Origin of the sequence: Psychrobacter immobilis (assembly GCF_904846285.1) — a bacterium.
Taxonomy (GTDB): domain Bacteria; phylum Pseudomonadota; class Gammaproteobacteria; order Pseudomonadales; family Moraxellaceae; genus Psychrobacter; species Psychrobacter immobilis_D.
The window spans coordinates 1-16,973 of record NZ_CAJHAD010000012.1 but is presented as its reverse complement, the minus strand read 5'-3'; the positions used below and the strand labels follow the sequence as shown (position 1 = coordinate 16,973).

The 16,973-nt window shown below is 42.8% G+C and carries 13 protein-coding genes; 3 read left to right on the top strand and 10 right to left on the bottom strand.

Features of this window, described 5'->3' with window-relative positions:
- Positions 1–116: 116 nt before the first annotated feature.
- Genes nqrE through JMX13_RS08430 form a run of 5 tightly spaced genes read right to left on the bottom strand, consistent with a single transcriptional unit; the run spans position 117 to position 4,904 of the window.
- On the bottom strand, positions 117–725 hold the full coding sequence (nqrE, locus tag JMX13_RS08450; protein ID WP_149490233.1) for an NADH:ubiquinone reductase (Na(+)-transporting) subunit E: 609 nt from the start codon (positions 723–725) through the stop codon (positions 117–119).
- Positions 725–1,396, bottom strand: coding sequence for an NADH:ubiquinone reductase (Na(+)-transporting) subunit D (locus JMX13_RS08445; RefSeq protein ID WP_149490232.1), 672 nt, complete (start codon positions 1,394–1,396; stop codon positions 725–727). Before JMX13_RS08445 ends, nqrE begins: the two co-directional genes overlap by 1 nt.
- Before the next feature lies 1 nt (position 1,397).
- A complete protein-coding gene (locus JMX13_RS08440; RefSeq protein ID WP_201612086.1) occupies positions 1,398–2,330 on the bottom strand; it encodes a Na(+)-translocating NADH-quinone reductase subunit C in 933 nt (310 codons plus the stop codon).
- A complete protein-coding gene (locus JMX13_RS08435) occupies positions 2,311–3,546 on the bottom strand; it encodes an NADH:ubiquinone reductase (Na(+)-transporting) subunit B (protein ID WP_201612085.1) in 1,236 nt (411 codons plus the stop codon). Before JMX13_RS08435 ends, JMX13_RS08440 begins: the two co-directional genes overlap by 20 nt.
- Before the next feature lie 5 nt (positions 3,547–3,551).
- Positions 3,552–4,904 carry a Na(+)-translocating NADH-quinone reductase subunit A gene (locus tag JMX13_RS08430; RefSeq protein WP_201612084.1) on the bottom strand — a complete coding sequence of 451 codons (1,353 nt, stop codon included), beginning with the start codon at positions 4,902–4,904 and terminating at the stop codon, positions 3,552–3,554.
- 984 nt (positions 4,905–5,888) lie between these two features.
- Between JMX13_RS08430 and hisA the strand changes: the two genes are divergently transcribed.
- From hisA to JMX13_RS08415, 3 genes are all read left to right on the top strand, one after another.
- On the top strand, positions 5,889–6,629 hold the full coding sequence (gene hisA / locus JMX13_RS08425; protein ID WP_201612083.1) for a 1-(5-phosphoribosyl)-5-[(5-phosphoribosylamino)methylideneamino]imidazole-4-carboxamide isomerase: 741 nt from the start codon (positions 5,889–5,891) through the stop codon (positions 6,627–6,629).
- A gap of 70 nt (positions 6,630–6,699) precedes the next feature.
- The gene (locus tag JMX13_RS08420) at positions 6,700–8,499 is read left to right on the top strand and encodes a mechanosensitive ion channel family protein (RefSeq protein ID WP_227686265.1); all 1,800 of its coding nucleotides are present in this window, start codon (positions 6,700–6,702) and stop codon (positions 8,497–8,499) included.
- A 118-nt stretch (positions 8,500–8,617) separates the two neighbouring features.
- Positions 8,618–8,938, top strand: coding sequence for a hypothetical protein (locus JMX13_RS08415; protein ID WP_201612082.1), 321 nt, complete (start codon positions 8,618–8,620; stop codon positions 8,936–8,938).
- A 172-nt stretch (positions 8,939–9,110) separates the two neighbouring features.
- Here JMX13_RS08415 and rnr read toward each other — a convergent pair whose 3' ends face one another.
- The 5 genes from rnr to JMX13_RS08390 all read right to left on the bottom strand — a co-directional run bounded on the left by rnr (position 9,111) and on the right by JMX13_RS08390 (position 16,622).
- The gene (gene rnr / locus JMX13_RS08410) at positions 9,111–11,405 is read right to left on the bottom strand and encodes a ribonuclease R (protein ID WP_201612081.1); all 2,295 of its coding nucleotides are present in this window, start codon (positions 11,403–11,405) and stop codon (positions 9,111–9,113) included.
- A gap of 155 nt (positions 11,406–11,560) precedes the next feature.
- Positions 11,561–12,805, bottom strand: a complete 1,245-nt coding sequence (locus JMX13_RS08405) for a toxic anion resistance protein (RefSeq protein ID WP_201612080.1) — start codon at positions 12,803–12,805, stop codon at positions 11,561–11,563.
- Between the two features lie 366 nt (positions 12,806–13,171).
- Complete coding sequence (infC, locus tag JMX13_RS08400) at positions 13,172–13,675, bottom strand: translation initiation factor IF-3 (RefSeq protein WP_201545000.1); 504 nt, start codon at positions 13,673–13,675, stop codon at positions 13,172–13,174.
- Positions 13,676–13,698: 23 nt separating this feature from the next.
- Positions 13,699–15,633 (bottom strand): threonine--tRNA ligase, encoded by a 1,935-nt coding sequence (gene thrS, locus JMX13_RS08395; protein ID WP_201612079.1) that lies wholly within the window; start codon positions 15,631–15,633, stop codon positions 13,699–13,701.
- 464 nt (positions 15,634–16,097) lie between these two features.
- On the bottom strand, positions 16,098–16,622 hold the full coding sequence (locus JMX13_RS08390; RefSeq protein WP_201612078.1) for a hypothetical protein: 525 nt from the start codon (positions 16,620–16,622) through the stop codon (positions 16,098–16,100).
- Positions 16,623–16,973 lie beyond the last annotated feature (351 nt).

The window sequence follows — 16,973 nt, the reverse complement described above, 5'->3', positions numbered from 1 at the left end:
ATCCTTAATCTATGGAGTAGGGGTGCGAAAAGACGTCATTGCGTGTTTTCTGAACCCCTACCGAATAAATGAATTAAATAGGTCAAATCGCTAAATAAGCTTTAACGCTTAGCGGTTTAAATTGACATACCGCCGAAAGACATAAAGCCAAGTGACATCAGACCGACCGTGATAAAGGTAATACCAAGACCACGCAGCGGTGCTGGAATGTCTGAGTACTTTAGCTTTTCACGGATACCCGCCAATGCGGTAATCGCCAATGCCCAACCGAAGCCTGCGCCAACGCCGTATACCATCGATTCACCAAAGTTATAATCACGCTCAACCATAAATAGCACGCCACCTAAAATGGCACAGTTTACGGTAATGAGTGGTAAGAATATCCCTAAGGCGTTATACAGACTTGGGACGAACTTATCTAAGAACATCTCTAGAATCTGTACCACAGCGGCAATCAAACCGATATAACTGAGTAGTCCCAAAAAGCTTAAGTCGATATCAGGGAAACCTGCCCATGCCAGCGCACCATCTTTTAGGATGAACTGAAACAGTAGGTTGTTTAGCGGTACGGTAATCGCCATGACGACAACCACAGCTACCCCAAGACCGATAGCGGTTGAGACCTTTTTCGATACTGCCAAAAAGGTACACATGCCCAAGAAGTAGGCCAGCGCCATATTCTCGATAAAGACTGAGGTTATAAATAAACTGACATAATGTCCCATTAGTGACCGCCTCCTTGTGCCATGCCTTTAGATTGCGGCTTCATTACAAATTCAGCTTCTTCAACCTGTTCTGGTTTCCATGTACGGATAATCACGATAAACAGGGCGATAATAAAGAACGCTGAAGGTGGTAGTAGCAGTAGACCATTTGGTACGTACCAGCCACCATCGGTCGCAGTTTGTAAAAGGGTGATGCCAAACCAACTGCCTGCACCTAAAATTTCACGAATACTGGCGACAAATAGCAGTACCGCCGAATACCCAAGACCGTTACCAATACCATCTAAAAAGCTCGGTACTGGTGGATTGCTCATCGCAAAGGCTTCAGCACGACCCATGACGATACAGTTGGTGATAATCAAACCAACGAATACTGACAAGCCTTTACTAACGTCATAAGCGACCGCTTTTAAGATCTGATCGACCACGATAACCAATGACGCAATAATCGTCATCTGCACAATAATACGAATACTGGCTGGAATTTGCTTACGGATAATAGAGATAAAAAAGCTTGAAAATGCGGTGACCAAGGTCAACGCCACACTCATTACCAACGCATTTGCCACACTCGTGGTCACTGCCAATGCCGAACAGATACCTAAGATTTGTAGCGCAATGGGGTTATTATCAAAAATAGGCGAGGTTAAAATACTTTTTGTATCAGCCATGTTATGCCTCCTTGCCGTGTGCTGCTGGTACTACTGCGACCAGTTCGGTTACGGGATGCGTCTGCTGTTGATGTAAGTTCTGACCCAGCTTTTTATACGGGCTTTGACTGGCTTTTACTTCACTATCTGCCAGTGTTTTGCCGCTTTCTTTACGCAGTTGGTCTAGGTATGGCTTATAGCCTTGCTCACCCAACCAAAACTGAATCATATTACTGACGCCGCGACCAGTTAAGGTTGCGCCACTGATACCATCAACCCAGTTCTCTTTTGGATTACCGGCTTTGGTCACGCCAGTAGCAACAGCGCCGTTTTCGTCATAAGAGTGAATGCCGCTCCACATAGCGCGCCACTCTGGTTCTTCAATACGCGCGCCTAGACCTGGGGTTTCTTTGTGCTCATAGAAACTAATACCTTTGATGGTATTCATGTCACTTTCAAGCGTTAAGAAACCATAAATCGTACCCCATAGTCCATAACCTTGAATCGGCAACACCACCATTTCAGGCTTTCCAGCGTCATCACTTTTGACATAGACTTTGGCGTATTTAGGAACACGACCGATACCGGCAGGATCGTTACTGCCCAAGTCTTCACTTAAGGCTTTGTTCTTGGTCGCTTGACTGGCATCGTAAGCGTTACGATCAGGGATACCAGCGGTTTTTAGCGCGTCGTCATCGAGGTAGTTGCCTTTATCAAGGTCAACAATTTTTACCTCAAAATCTTTAAAACGCTCAGCCACATCTTCATTGGTATCGGACGCCGGATCAAACATACCGGCTGCTACTAAGATATTTTTGTTACGGTCTAAGCGCGCGTTTTCAACTTGCGCTGGTTTTAAACCAACAGCAGCGGCTGAGACCAATACAGAACACACCAAGCATAGCGTCAACGCCACGCTGATGGTTTTTGCATTATTACTTTTGGGCTTGGACATAGCGAACCCTCCGTGCTGTTTGACGCTTGATATTTGCTTGCGTCACAAAATAGTCAAATAGTGGCGCAAATAAGTTAGCGAATAAAATGGCAAGCATGATGCCTTCTGGGAAGGCTGGGTTGACGACACGAATCAATACGGTCATAAAACCAATCAAGATACCATAAGCCCAGCGGCCTTTATTGGTATGCGCAGCTGACACAGGATCGGTTGCCATAAATACCGCACCAAAGGCGAAGCCACCGATAACTAAGTGCCAATAAAACGGCAGTTTCATCATCATATTGTCTTCAGAACCAACCATGTTAAAGACCAGTGAAGTGGCTATGAGACCAACCACACAACCTGCCATGATGCGCCATGAGGCAATGCGCGTCCACAGTAGAACCACTGCACCCATTAAGATAGCCAGCGTCGATACTTCACCGATACTGCCTTGCATGTTGCCTAAGAATGCATCACTCCAGGTGATGGCATTGCCGTAAACATCGACAAAATCTTGTGGAACGACGCCAAGCGCGGCAAGACCAAGGGGCGTTGCACCTGAGAAACCATCAACGGCTGTCCATACTGAGTCGCCTGACATATAAGCAGGATAAGCAAAGTATAAGAAGGCACGACCTGATAGGGCAGGGTTAAGGAAGTTTTTACCCGTACCGCCAAATACTTCTTTTGCCACGACCACACCAAAGATAATACCTAGGGCAACTTGCCATAAAGGAATATCTGGTGGTAAACAGAGTGCAAACAGTACCGAGGTGACAAAGAAACCTTCGTTGACTTCATGCCCGCGCACGACGGCAAAGATAATCTCACAGAGAATACCGACCCCAAAAGTCACAAGATAAATGGGTAAGAATTGCATGGCACCGTAGACAAAGCTTGCCCAGATACTGTCTGGGTTATAGCCTGCCATACTGGTAATAACAGTGCGCCAACCTTCAGGCTGTAAGCCAAGCGTTGCAATCGCCGTTAATGCTTGATGACCGATGTTGTACATACCCCAAAACATAGCAGGGAAGGTACATAACCAAACGGTAATCATAATACGCTTGAGGTCAATACCGTCGCGTACGTGTGATGATGCGTATGTCGTTGAGCTTGGTTGACGCAAAAACGTATCAAACATCTCAAAGATGGCATAGTATTTTTCGTGTTTGCCACCCTTGGTGAAAGACGGCTCCATACGATCGAACATATTGTGTAAAAATTTCATCGTGGTTAGCCCTCCAGCTCAATGCGCGTTAAGTTATCACGCAAAATATCGCCGAATTCATATTTGCCAGGAGATACGAAGGTGCATAATGCCAAATCTTCTTCGTCCAATTCAAGTACGCCCAAATCTACTGCCGTAATGATGTCTTCGACAATCAAAGCACGTAATAGTTGCGTTGGCAGGTAGTCTTGCGGCATCACCTCTTCATAAACCCCAATTGGCACCATCGCACGCGGTGAGCCATTACTGGTAGTTGTGAAGTTATATTTCTTATTGCCAAAAAACTTAGAAATATAGATAGGCAATTTTGAAAAGCGGTTGCTACCGACGCTTAAGAAATGGAACGCTGGACGCTCACGACCTTCAGATAGCACACTGACTTGATTATCAAAGCGACCAAGATAAGCAGTATTGCCAAACACTTTACGACCTGATAGCACAGAACCTGAGATAATACGGTTCTCACCAGCCTCAAGCTTACCCTTGGTCAAAGCCGTGATATCAGCACCACGTTCGGTGACGATTAAGTGCGGGTTTTTGACCGCAGGACCGGCAAGGCTAAGCATGCGGCGCGTATATAAGCGCCCCGTGGTAAACAATTTACCAATGGCAATCACGTCTTGATAGCCAACCGTCCAAACGGTCACGCCGCGCATGATGGGATGCAAAAAGTGAATGTGCGTACCAACAAGACCAGCTGGATGTTTACCGGCAAAGCTATGATACTCAGTGACATTATTAGCCGCCGTTTTGGCAACTGGCGTCAACTGGGCATCGCCATGATGGCAGACAAAGGTCTTGGGGCTGAGGGTTGATAATACGGCAAGTCCGTCATTAAACGCCTGCAATTGCTCATTAATCAGCAACATCGGGTCAAATGCTAATGGATTGGTATCCATGGCGTTGACAAAGATAGCGTGCGGACGAGCACCTATTTCAGGAGAGCGGCTATAGGGACGCGTACGGAACGCGGTCCATTCACCAGAGGCAAGCAGTTGGGTTTCAACGACTTCAGAATCTAGGTCAGCAAGTTGCTGGGAGTCGTAGCGCTGAAATTCTACTTCTTCACCGTTTGGGTCGACCGCAATCACAAGACTTTCGAACACACGACGCTCACCGCGATTCACGGCGATGACCTTACCAGCAGCAGGGGCAGTGTAGATAACGCCGACTCGTTTTTTATCTTCAAAAACGGGCTGACCTTTTGCTACGATGTCGCCTTCTTTGACATTCATCGTGGGCTTCATGCCCACATAATCATAGCCAACAAGTGCTACATAGGCGGGTCTGTGCTCAGATATCTCGCGGGAGGGTTCACCAGTGATGGGTAAATCCAAACCTTTTTTGATGGTAATCATAAGCGAAAACTTAGTCCATAGTCTAAAACGATACCAGACGTCCTGTTTGGTATATCGGCAGCATGACTAACAGCGTTATCAATAAAGTCCCTTATCAAGCCCAAAAAAGGGCGTGAAAAAGCGCTCTAGACATAACACATCATCATAACTACAAGTAAGAGTATTAACGCTGACCTTAGACTCCTTAACAACACGTTAATGTCTTATTCGAATGACCAAAGTGACGACTGGCTACCAAGGTGTACACTAAAACCTTCCAATCTAATATTACCCTTAACTAGGCTGACGTTAGATAAAAGACAGTTTTAACATACGATTTATTAAAATCTTAAAATTTGTAGTATTAGAAATCCTAATATCTATAAATCAGAATATCTGTACATCATAGAATCTTTGTGATTTAAGCAGCGCTATGCATTCGAGTGAATATAAATGAGAAATAAGAGACTTGTTCATGCTTTATACAAGCCATCTTTTAGTAAACTATCTAAGCGCTGTTTAATGACCTATGATTACAGGGTAAATTCAATTGCTTGATAAGCGCAATCTATAAGCGTAAGCATTAATCTGGTTCTTAATACTAAGCTTGTATTTACCTTGTGCTGATTAAAATCGTCAATAGGTAGCAGACGATTAGGTTTTATCGCACAAATACAAATTTACCTAGGATTATACGCTAAACTGACCTAAAATTGCCAGTTGGTAAGTGAATTTACCTAATGTTACCAGTGAATCCAAGTGCCAAAACTTATAGTTATGATTGTCTGTTTTTCGCCATTATTTAGCCAAATTTTAGACAGTTTTCTTGTTTTTTTATTATCATTCCAATAGTTAGCGAATTTCTCCTAACAGCCACTTTTAATTTGCTATGCTAAATGACTGTTATTTATTCGCTCTTTAAGTGTCTATTGATTAAGTAGCTATTGATACTTGTTTTATTTTTGAATTTTTTATTGTTCATATCGTTTTTATAAGGAATGTTATATGTGTGCTGTCCCTGTCATTATCCCTGCTATTGATTTAAAAGATGGTAAATGTGTGCGCTTAAAACAAGGTCGTATGGAAGACGACACGGTATTTTCTGATGATCCAGTCGCTATGGCGGCGCGTTGGGTCAACGAAGGCGCGCGTCGCTTGCATTTGGTCGATTTAAATGGCGCATTTGACGGCATTCCAGTCCATAAGCAAGTGGTCCATGACATTGCCAAAGCCTTCCCTAAGCTGCCGATTCAATTGGGCGGCGGTGTACGTAATATGAAAACTATCGAGCAGTATATTACTGCTGGTCTGACTTATATCATCATCGGTACCAAAGCCGTTGAAGAGCCTGATTTTGTGGCCGAAGCTTGTCGCGAATTTGCCGGACATATCATCGTCGGTATCGATGCCAAAGACGGTATGGTTGCAACGCACGGTTGGGCAAACGTCACTGATACCAAGGCCACTGAGCTTGCCAAGCGTTTCGCTGATGTCGGCGTATCGTCAATCGTTTATACCGATATTAACCGTGATGGCATGATGCAAGGCGTCAACGTCGAGCAGACGGTCAACTTAGCGCGTGAAGGCGGTTTACCGGTGATTGCCTCAGGTGGCGTCACCGATATGAAAGATATCGAATTGCTAAAACCTTATGGTGATTGTATCGAAGGTATTATCACTGGTCGCGCTATCTATGAAGGTACTCTAGATTTGGGTGAGGCGCAGCTTTATCTAGATAGTAAATAGTTTTTAATGGTCATATCTAGATAATGTTATTGGCAATGTAGCATAAAGCTAGAATAATAAAGGGATGCTTATGGCAGCGTATTTTGACCAGCCCGAATTACGTAGGCTGCGCAGATTCAGCAGGCTAGGCAAGTCACGCATAACGACAAAGGCTTGCACTCAGCTGTTATTGCTATTAAGCATCCTTTTAAACCTGCCCAGTTATGCGGCTGAAAAAAGTAGCATCAGTGAGAATGTTGTAGTCACTGATGAGGTTGCTGATAATAGTATAATTGATAATGAGCAAAGCAATCAGCCGACTACCGTTAGCGCACCAGCTATTAACGCACCAGCTATCAATGAGCCAAATAACAGTCTAAATAGTACTATAGCTATCACGCCTGCGATTCCGAATACTTCCGACTCTGTGCCGCCGACGCCGCCAGTTGAGCTACCACCGGTTATCAGCGATGAAAGCACTAATAATGCTCAAATCGAAACCACCCCAACCCCATTAAAAGACAATGACATTCGTCAACGCATCAGTGGCATTTTTTCCGAAATTGACGGCTTACAAGCGGTCAATGTAAGCGTCAACCAAGGGGTTGTTACCTTAACGGGTGAGACGCCCAATGAAAAAAAAGCCCAGCAAGCCATTAATTTAACCAATCGCTTAACGGACGTAGTGACGGTAGAAGATAGAATCAATCGTACCCTTGATGTGCAAGATAATGTCTCGACCGTTTATCAAAGCCTCAAGGCGCAAAGCAAAAACTTAGTCAAAGCTTTGCCGCTACTATTGGTAGGGATTCTTTTATTTGCCTTGGTCACTTGGTTTGGTAGTTGGTTATCTAATCGGCAAAAAATGTGGCAACGTTTTACGCCCAATCCTTTTGTCGCTGAGCTGCTGGCACAAACCGTCAAAGTCATCTTTATCATTTTTGGTTTGATTTTGGCGTTAAGCTTGATTGGTGCTGAGACTATCTTGGGCACGCTACTTGGCGGCGCAGGCGTTATTGGTATCGCCGTTGGTTTTGCCGTCAAGGACACGATTGAGAACTATATTGCCTCGCTCATGCTCAGTATTCGCCAACCGTTTCGCGCCCGCGATCATATTTTGATTAACAAACAAGAAGGTATTGTCGTACGCCTAACCTCACGCGCGACTATTTTGATGACTTTAGATGGTAACCAGTTACGTATTCCCAATGCGGAAGTCTTTAAAGCGACGATTTTAAATTACACCAAAAACCCTGAGCGCCGTTTTACTTTTGAGCTAGGCGTAGATGCAAATGATGATCCGCTCGCTGCTATCAAAGTAGGTATCGATGCCATATGTAAGTTGGGTTTTGCTCTAGATAAGCCAAAGGTCACAGCGATTATCAAAGAAGTTGGCGACTCAAATATCATTTTGCAGTTTCAAGTATGGGTCAATCAATTAGAAGCTGATTTTTCCAAAGCCCGCAGTATTGCCATTCGCGAAACCAAGCATGCTCTGGAAGATGAAGGCTTTAGCTTACCCGAGCCGATTTATCAGTTACGCTTTAATCATAAGTTAGAAAAAGCGTTTGAGCAGTTCCAAAGTAGTCAAAGCACTCAATGTATTGATAACGCTCATGCTGAGGTAACCTTAACATCCAATACTTCTAACGTTCCCGACGACTCTAGTGCTTCTAAAGCATCTAATAAAGTTCAAGCTGTCGAAACTACAGTTGAGGATAAGGATAAAAAACAAGCGAAGGCACGTGCAAAGCATATTCTGCAAGGTCGAAATGCCGACGAAGTGCTTGATACTCGTCCTGACGAAAAGCTGATGGAAAAAGTTGAGCAAGAGATTGTCGAAAATTCAGATGAAACTGATTTATTAAGTAACAATAGCCCGCAAGAATAGCCCTCAAGGATAATGGTGAATATTCCCTATAGAAAGATGAATACTAAAGATAAAAGTCGGCATAAAAAATGCAACGAAACATCTATCTACATTTTATCGCAATAGACGAGACATTTTTATGCAAATGAAACATCTGATTATTTTTGCTTTGGCAGGTATGGTTATTTTATTAGGGTTTAATATGATTAGCGGCAGCCAACGTGAAAAAAATAGAGAAGTAATAGCCGCTAGTAATAAAGTAGAAAAAACTGCTACTAATGCAGCTGAGAGCAATGACGCTAATGTCAGCAATGTTAATCCCACTACCAATACGTCAGATATCGCAAGCAAGCCGTTAGGGCAACAGCCAAAAGCCATCATCGATAAGGCGACCACTCAGATAGAGCAAGCAGAGCAGGTAAACCAACAACGTAGCGAGCAAATGATGGACACACAATAATTGTTTTAGTGCTTAGAATAATTAATGTTTAGAGTTATTAGTGCTTAGAGTTTTTAGGCCTCAAATATCCCGCATCTTAATCCAGCCATTCAATGAACTACCAATTAATCAACACATAAAAAAAGACTAACGATAACGTTAGTCTTTTTTTAATCTTAAGTTTTAGACTACTTTAGCTTTTCTTACTAGCACCTTTACCACGACTGCTGCTTCTTTTAGCAGAGGTTGTATTAGCCGAAGTGTTGCTAGCCGGAGTTTTCTTTGGCTGATCTCTTTTGGTTTGATTCATTTGGCTCGCTTGTAGCTTAGCTTTTAGATCAAAGTCGATTTGTAGCAGATCCATATTGACGCCCGCTACTTTCACTTTGATTAAATCACCGAGACCAAATACAGTGCCTCTGTCTTTACCAATAAGCTGTTGTTGCTGCTCATCATAGACAAAGAAATCATCACCAACGTTTGAAATGTGCACTAGACCATCAATATACAAGTCAGTCAAGGTGACAAATAGACCGAAGCTCGTCACGGTAGTCACGACGCCATCGAACTCTTCGCCGACATGGTCTTTCATATAATGACACTTGAGCCAAGATTCTACATAGCGCGATGCTTTTTCAGCGCGGCGCTCAGTATCTGAGGTTTGCGTGCCAGCAGCGTCAAGCGAGAAGTCCATCACAGGCTGCTGACTATTAGTCACTTTCGCTTTGATTGCACGATGCAGCATTAAATCAGGATAGCGGCGAATCGGCGAGGTAAAGTGGCTATATTCGTCATAAGCCAAACCAAAGTGACCGATATTGTCAGGTGCATAGTTCGCTTGCATCATCGAGCGCAGTAGCATGCTATGGATACTAATCGCGTCAGGACGCTCTTTAGTCGCTTCGATAATCCGCTGATAATCCGCTTGCGTTGGGTTTTCTTCTGGGAAGCTTAGACCAAAGTTTTTTGCATATTCATGAATACGCATCGACTTTTCGCCATCAGGCTTATCATGGTTACGATATAAAACAGGCAGCTCATTTCTCAGGGCAAAGTTTGCCGCACAGGTATTGGCAAGCAACATGCACTCTTCGATAAGCTTTTGCGCATCGCCGCGCGTGCGTGGTAAAATGGCTTCGATACCACCTTTTTCATTAAACTTAATATAAGTTTCAACCGTCTCAAACTCCATTGCATGACGCTCTTCACGCTTTTTCAGCAGCAGCTCATACAATTGATGTAAGGTATCGACCGATTTTTTGACGTCTTTATTACCGGTTAATGATGTAGGTACGCTGTTATCTTTTGGATTAGCAAGGTAAGCATTCACTTGATTGTAAGTGAGACGCGCTTGCGAATGCATAACCCCAGGATAGAACTCATAGCCAGTAACGTTACCGGCACGAGATATTTTGATATCGGCAACCATACAGAGACGGTCACGCTCAGGGTTCAATGAACACAAACCATTAGATAATACTTCTGGCAACATTGGAATGACGCGATGCGGGAAGTAGACTGACGTTCCGCGCTCGAAAGCCTCTTTATCAAGTGGTGAATTTGGCGTCACGTAATAACTCACATCGGCAATCGCCACTAACACACGATAGTTACCACCTGAGCGTTTTTCGGCAAATACGGCATCATCAAAGTCGCGCGCATCTTCACCATCAATGGTAATCAGGGGTAAATCACGCAGGTCTGTACGACCTTTCAAATCTTTTTCGGTCGGCTCTTGATACGCATTAGCCTGTTGTAGCGCAGCTTCGCTAAAGTCTGACGGAATATCGTAGTTAAGTAGGGTAGTCTCAATAATTAATTCACGGTCATTGTCATCAGATAATACTTCAGTGATTTTACCAGTGGCAAATTCATGCTGGTTCGGCCAATCGATAATATCGACTTTGACTGGCGCACCTTGCTTGGCATTGAACGCCTGTACGTTTTCTTCAGTGACGGTAATGGGCTGATGGTTGTTTGGACTACCAAGCTCAACGCAATAACCATCTTCATCATGCGCCAATGTACCAATGAAGTTGTTTTGGCGACGTTCAACGACATCGACAATACGACCTTCAGTGCGACCACGGTTATCCGTAGACGTACCAACCGCTTGTACTGTATCGCCATTAAATACCCAGCGCATCTGCTTTTCATGCAAGAACAGGTCAGGCATATCGCTCAATACAACAAAGCCAAAACCCTTAGGATGAGCTGACACTGTGCCCGTGACGATATCATGCTCGGTCACGGTGCGATATCGATAAGGACGCCCGTCTCGATTTACTTGACCATCGCGCGCCATTGCTTTTAGGCGATTGCCCAAAGCGTCAAATTGGTCAGGGTCATCAATATTAAAGGCTTTTGCCAATTGTTGATGCGTGACTTCGCCATATTCATTAATCGTACTGAGTATCAGTTCGCGACTAGGAATAGGGTTGACGTATTTTTGTGCCTCATTCGAGGCGTTTGGATCATTCCAACTCATAAATTACCGTATCTATTTTTAAAATTATTAATAAGTACTATCTTAACACGAACAACGCCGTAATATCTTAGGTCAATTGTCTTATGTGCATCAGATAGCAAGTCGCTGCTAGCGTTAATAGCTAACAGTATTCAACATGGGAGATAAACCAAATACTAAATATCGATATCAACCGTATTTGATTGATTGGTTATCTTTTTAGTATTTAACTCTTTCGACACCTCTAGTACTGTCGTTTGATTAGATTTATCGAGATATTTCTGCGCTTTATCAACTTCAGCTGTCAAAGTATTGACCGTCTGCTTCATATTTTCTAACGCTTCAATTTTATAATTACTAATCATATCCATTGTATCATAGACGTTATTGAAGGCATTTTGCAGTTTATCAAGCTCAATCGTGCTACTGGTTGCCTGCTCGTGAATCTGAAGTGACTGACGTTTGAGCATTGCCGATGTCGATTCAATCAAGCTGCTGGTGGTTTTATTTAACGCCGTAATTTGGTCAAGTACCAGTTTTTGATTGGTCATTGCTTGAGCGACAACCACTGCTGTACGTAGTGCCGAGATAGTCGTCGTGGTCGCGCGGTCTACGCCTTTAATTAGCTCTAAGTTATTTTTACGAATAGTATCAAGGGCTAAATAACCTTGCACGTTTACGGCTAATTGGGTTAAAAAGTCAGTATTTTTTTGACGCACATAAAACAGCATCTCTTCTTTAATAATACGCGCTTTTTCAGGGTCAGTGGCTTCAACAGCATAAACCTTTTGCTCAAGCTGCTCATCGATTTTTTTACCAACATAGATATATTGGCGAATCGATTGCATCAATTCCCACATATTGACTTTTTCTTGCTCAATCATGGCATTGTCTTTGAGCAGCTCGTCTTTGCCATTATAAAGGCTGGTCACCACCGCGTTAATATGCGATTGCGCCGATTCGTATTGCCGGAAATAATCTTGTACTTTATTGCCAAATGGAATAAGACCAAACAGTTTACGTGAGCTAGTTAGCTCTTTTTTGCTCGGGTCTAAATCTTCGACAATCCCGCGCAGCTCAGTCAATGACTTGGCAATAGGCGAATTGTCAAACAAGCTCTCATTGAGACTTTTCGCTGGCAGATCAAGCATACGGTTCGACACTTGCGCCGATTCACGGATTTCTTTATTGCCCAAATTATGAATAGATTGCACGTTTTGTTGAAACTCAGAGCTGTGTACCGAGTTGTTAATCACGTGATCAACAAAGGCATCGACCTTGGCATCAAGTTCTGGAATATGGCTTTCATCCAGCTTTACCATTTGATCAGCTTCGCTTCTTTGTATTTCTTTCACCGGCTCAGGTGCACTTAAAGTAATGCTTGGCGTTGAGGCGTTTTCGGGTGGGGTTAGTTCTTGCATGGAATTTCCTATAATATTTAAAGAGCTAATGTAGTTATCAAAGACATTAATAGTCTTAGTATCGACTATGGCTGTCCTCTTAATGGCTATGCTCTTAATTGTTATGTTATTGATTATTGTTATTTGGATTGCTTTTAAGCGTAATAGAACAGACCTTTAGATTAACTGGTAATGAAAAGGTTGAGAAGATAGGTTTTGTAAACTAGGTTTCGCAAGTTTCATAGATTAAAAAATAATGATTTGCTGGTTTATATATTAAAAAACCATCAATATCCCGTAGCATATTGATGGCTTGAATTTAAATAGCTATTTAAATGTCTATATAGGCTGCTGATAGCCACGACGAATCGCAAGCTGTTGAACAGACTATTTTTTCTTGGTAGGACCTAACAGCATACCCATTTGACGACCTTCCATCTTTGGATATTGCTCGACGTTTGCAATCTCAGCAGTGTCTTCGATGATGCGATCTAGTTGCTTACGACCAATCTCTTGGTGCGCCATTTCACGACCACGGAAACGAATACTGATTTTAACTTTGTCTTGGTCTTCTAAGAAGCTGACGATTTTTTTCAGTTTGACCTGATAATCGGCTTCTTCAGTACTAGGACGCAGCTTCATCTCTTTCAGCTGAGTTTGCTTTTGGTTCTTTTTAGCTTCTTTCGCTTTTTGCTTTTGATCATAGAGGAAATGCTTATAATCCATGATTTTGCATACTGGCGGCTTGGCATCTGGAACCAATTCGACCAAATCTAGACTGTCCTCACGTGCCGCTTTCATCGCGGTATCGATATCTACCACGCCCATCTGTTCGCCGTCTTCTTTAACGAGACGGACTTCTTTGGCTGTGATATCTTCGTTGATGTTCAAACGGTTTGACTGTTTAATAGGTATTACTCCTCATCTGTTTTTGGGGTCTGTCGGCCTTTTTTGCCAACAGCGGTCTGTACTAATGTAATAAATTCTGCAACACTCATGACGCCGAGGTTTTCACCTTCACGAGTTCGGACGTTGACGCTGCCCGATTCGACTTCTTTATCTCCCAATACTAGCATATAGGGAACGCGTTCTAATGTTTTCTCTCGTATCTTAAATCCAATCTTTTCGTTACGCAAGTCACTAGTGGCTCGCAGACCTGCATTTTTCAGCTCACGCACCACATTTTCGCAAGCATCAGCTTGTTTATCAGTGATATTCATCACTGCAACCTGCTGCGGTGCCAACCATACTGGCATCCAACCGGCGTAGTTTTCAATTAAGATACCGATAAAGCGCTCAAATGAACCCAAGATAGCACGGTGCAACATTATAGGCACTTCACGCTCATTTTGCTCATTAACAAATTCAGCATCGAGGCGCTCAGGCATATTGGGATCAACCTGAATCGTACCGCACTGCCAGACGCGACCTAGCGAGTCTTTTAGACTAAATTCAATCTTCGGACCATAGAATGCGCCTTCGCCCGGCAAATAAGCCCAATCTAGTCCTGAGCTATCTAACGCATCTGCCAAGGCTTTTTCGGCAAAGTCCCAAGATTCATCGCTACCAACCCGTTTTTCAGGGCGGGTCGAGAGTTTCATAATAATATTATCAAAACCAAAATCTTCATAAACGGCAAGCGTCAGCTTAATAAAGTCCGCCACTTCTTGCTGAATCTGCGCTTGGGTACAGAAGATATGCGCATCATCTTGGGTAAAACCACGCACGCGCATCAAACCATGTAGCGAACCTGATGGTTCATTACGATGACACGAGCCAAACTCTGCCATACGTAGCGGTAATTCACGGTAAGACTTTAAACCTTGGTTAAAGACTTGCACGTGACACGGGCAGTTCATTGGTTTTACCGCGTAATCACGGTTTTCACTCGAGGTGGTAAACATGTTGGTGGCATAGTTACCCCAATGGCCTGAGCGTTCCCACAGGCTACGATCGACGATTTGTGGCGTTTTGATTTCTTCATAGCCATTATCATGTTGTACTTTACGCATATATTGCTCAAGTACCTGATAAATCGTCCAACCGTTAGCATGCCAAAACACCATACCCGGCGCTTGCTCTTGCATATGGAACAGATTTAACGCTTTACCAATCTTACGGTGATCGCGTTTTTCGGCCTCTTCAATACGTTGAATATATGCTTTTAAATCTTTTTTATCTGCCCACGCCGTACCATAGATACGTTGTAGCTGTTCGTTTTTGGCATCGCCGCGCCAATAAGCACCTGACATTTTAGTCAGTTTAAATACTTTTAAGAAGCGAGTGTTTGGTACGTGTGGACCACGGCACATATCGACATATTCTTGATGATGATATAGACCAAAAGCTTCTTCGCCCGGCATATCATTAATCAGCTTAAGCTTATAGTCTTCGCCGCGCTCTTCAAATATCTTGATAACTTCATCGCGTGGCGTTATTTTTTTGATAACGTCATAATCTTGCTTAATCAGCTCCATCATGCGTTTTTCAATTTTTTCCATGTGCTCAGGCGTAAATGGCGTCTCACTATAGATGTCGTAATAAAAGCCATCTTCAATGACAGGACCAATCACCATTTTTACGTCAGGATATAGCTGCTTAACGGCATGACCTAGTAAGTGGGCAGCCGAGTGGCGAATGATATCGACACCATCAGCATCTTTTGGCGTTACGATTTCAACTTTGGCATCATGGGCGATAGGGTCGTGCGCATCGACTAACTGACCATCTACGCGCCCAGCGACCGTCGCTTTCGCCAATCCTGCCCCAATACTTTGCGCCACTTCCATGACCGTTGTATTGCCTTCAAAGTTTTTTACGCTACCATCGGGTAAAGTAATCGCTACCATAATCTATTCACCTTTTTGCGTCCGTTGGCAGTGATGATTGCAACCATCAATCATATAACCGTAAGACTGCGTCAATTATATCTAACCGCTTTGATATGTTGGATATGTTGGATATGTTGTAAGAAGTGAGCATTAACTACAAGCACTGCGCTTAAACTTATATAGCATCATATATATAGTAGGAAAATTATTAAGTCATCTAATGACCCGTAATCAACTTAGTATGATGATAAATAAGTACCGTTCTAATAAAGGTAGGCAGACATGCTATGCAGTAATGTCATAAAAGCAGCTATTATAGCAAAAACCGTCTATTAACACTAGCAAGCAAGGGGTTACGTCAGCTTCTATATATAGGTGCTATCTGTATAAATATCAAGAAGGATAAATATACAGATAGCTATGGACCTAGAGAGAGAAGGGTACTATCAATATGCATCATGACAGTAACGAAAAGGTTTGAACTACTTAATACATCTAGCAGATTTATTGTCCGCAAGCTTTCGAGCTTCTGTATTCATATTTTTACTTGGTTCAATAACACCCAGCAAACACAACTTCTCCTTGTTCAAACGAATAACAATCAATTGCTGCTTGTCCTGTTCCCTCGGTAAATAAAACGAATCACTATCCAAGGGATCCATTTGAGCCATATAAACACGATAGATAAGAGCATGGCACTTCTTTGCATTACCAACTTTCTCATATCTCCACTCAACAGTCGCGCCCACATGAAAAGGCAGTATAGGCTGATAAGATACCTTGCGATTGTGATATATTAAATCTACCCCAGATCTCAAATCACGACTGAATGTATGCAACAGATAGTTCTGTTTTGAAGGGCAATTTGCCTGATATAGATTTTCGACCATATTCAAAGTTTGGCAGTCTTCCTCTTTAAGAGAGGTATAATCAGAACTAATATTAGCAAGCGCAGCAGTAGTTGCTAAAAGAGAGATCCAGCCAACTATTAATAAGCCTAATTTCATAAACATCCTTAATAATGTTTTGGCATTACTACAAGCTTAGATTTATAAGACTATAGAATAAAGCTAAAGTCTCAAAGTTAAATCGTAAGCAATCAAGGGGTTAGGATATATATTAATTTAAACGTCCAAACCCCCTTGACCCCCACATCAAACCGCGTATAATGCCACCCAGTCGAAGGGAAGGCGGATTGAGAATGACTTGTCATTCAAATAATTCTAACCAGCTTTAAGTAAGTTATTTCTAATTTTAGATTCATTTAAAATAAAATAAAATAAAATAACCTCTTGACTTACTGATTAAAGCGTCTATAATACGCACCTCATTAAGACAAACGGAATGACTTATATGTG

What these genes read in the sequence shown, in the direction of transcription:
- JMX13_RS08420 (WP_227686265.1), top strand. Translation starts at nt 6,700, where the DNA reads ATGGCAGCGTATTTTGACCAGCCCGAATTACGTAGGCTGCGCAGATTC.
- JMX13_RS08435 (WP_201612085.1), bottom strand. Translation starts at nt 3,546, where the DNA reads ATGAAATTTTTACACAATATGTTCGATCGTATGGAGCCGTCTTTCACC.
- nqrE (WP_149490233.1), bottom strand. Translation starts at nt 725, where the DNA reads ATGGGACATTATGTCAGTTTATTTATAACCTCAGTCTTTATCGAGAAT.
- JMX13_RS08445 (WP_149490232.1), bottom strand. Translation starts at nt 1,396, where the DNA reads ATGGCTGATACAAAAAGTATTTTAACCTCGCCTATTTTTGATAATAAC.
- JMX13_RS08405 (WP_201612080.1), bottom strand. Translation starts at nt 12,805, where the DNA reads ATGCAAGAACTAACCCCACCCGAAAACGCCTCAACGCCAAGCATTACT.
- hisA (WP_201612083.1), top strand. Translation starts at nt 5,889, where the DNA reads ATGTGTGCTGTCCCTGTCATTATCCCTGCTATTGATTTAAAAGATGGT.
- JMX13_RS08440 (WP_201612086.1), bottom strand. Translation starts at nt 2,330, where the DNA reads ATGTCCAAGCCCAAAAGTAATAATGCAAAAACCATCAGCGTGGCGTTG.
- thrS (WP_201612079.1), bottom strand. Translation starts at nt 15,633, where the DNA reads ATGGTAGCGATTACTTTACCCGATGGTAGCGTAAAAAACTTTGAAGGC.
- rnr (WP_201612081.1), bottom strand. Translation starts at nt 11,405, where the DNA reads ATGAGTTGGAATGATCCAAACGCCTCGAATGAGGCACAAAAATACGTC.
- JMX13_RS08415 (WP_201612082.1), top strand. Translation starts at nt 8,618, where the DNA reads ATGCAAATGAAACATCTGATTATTTTTGCTTTGGCAGGTATGGTTATT.
- JMX13_RS08430 (WP_201612084.1), bottom strand. Translation starts at nt 4,904, where the DNA reads ATGATTACCATCAAAAAAGGTTTGGATTTACCCATCACTGGTGAACCC.
- JMX13_RS08390 (WP_201612078.1), bottom strand. Translation starts at nt 16,622, where the DNA reads ATGAAATTAGGCTTATTAATAGTTGGCTGGATCTCTCTTTTAGCAACT.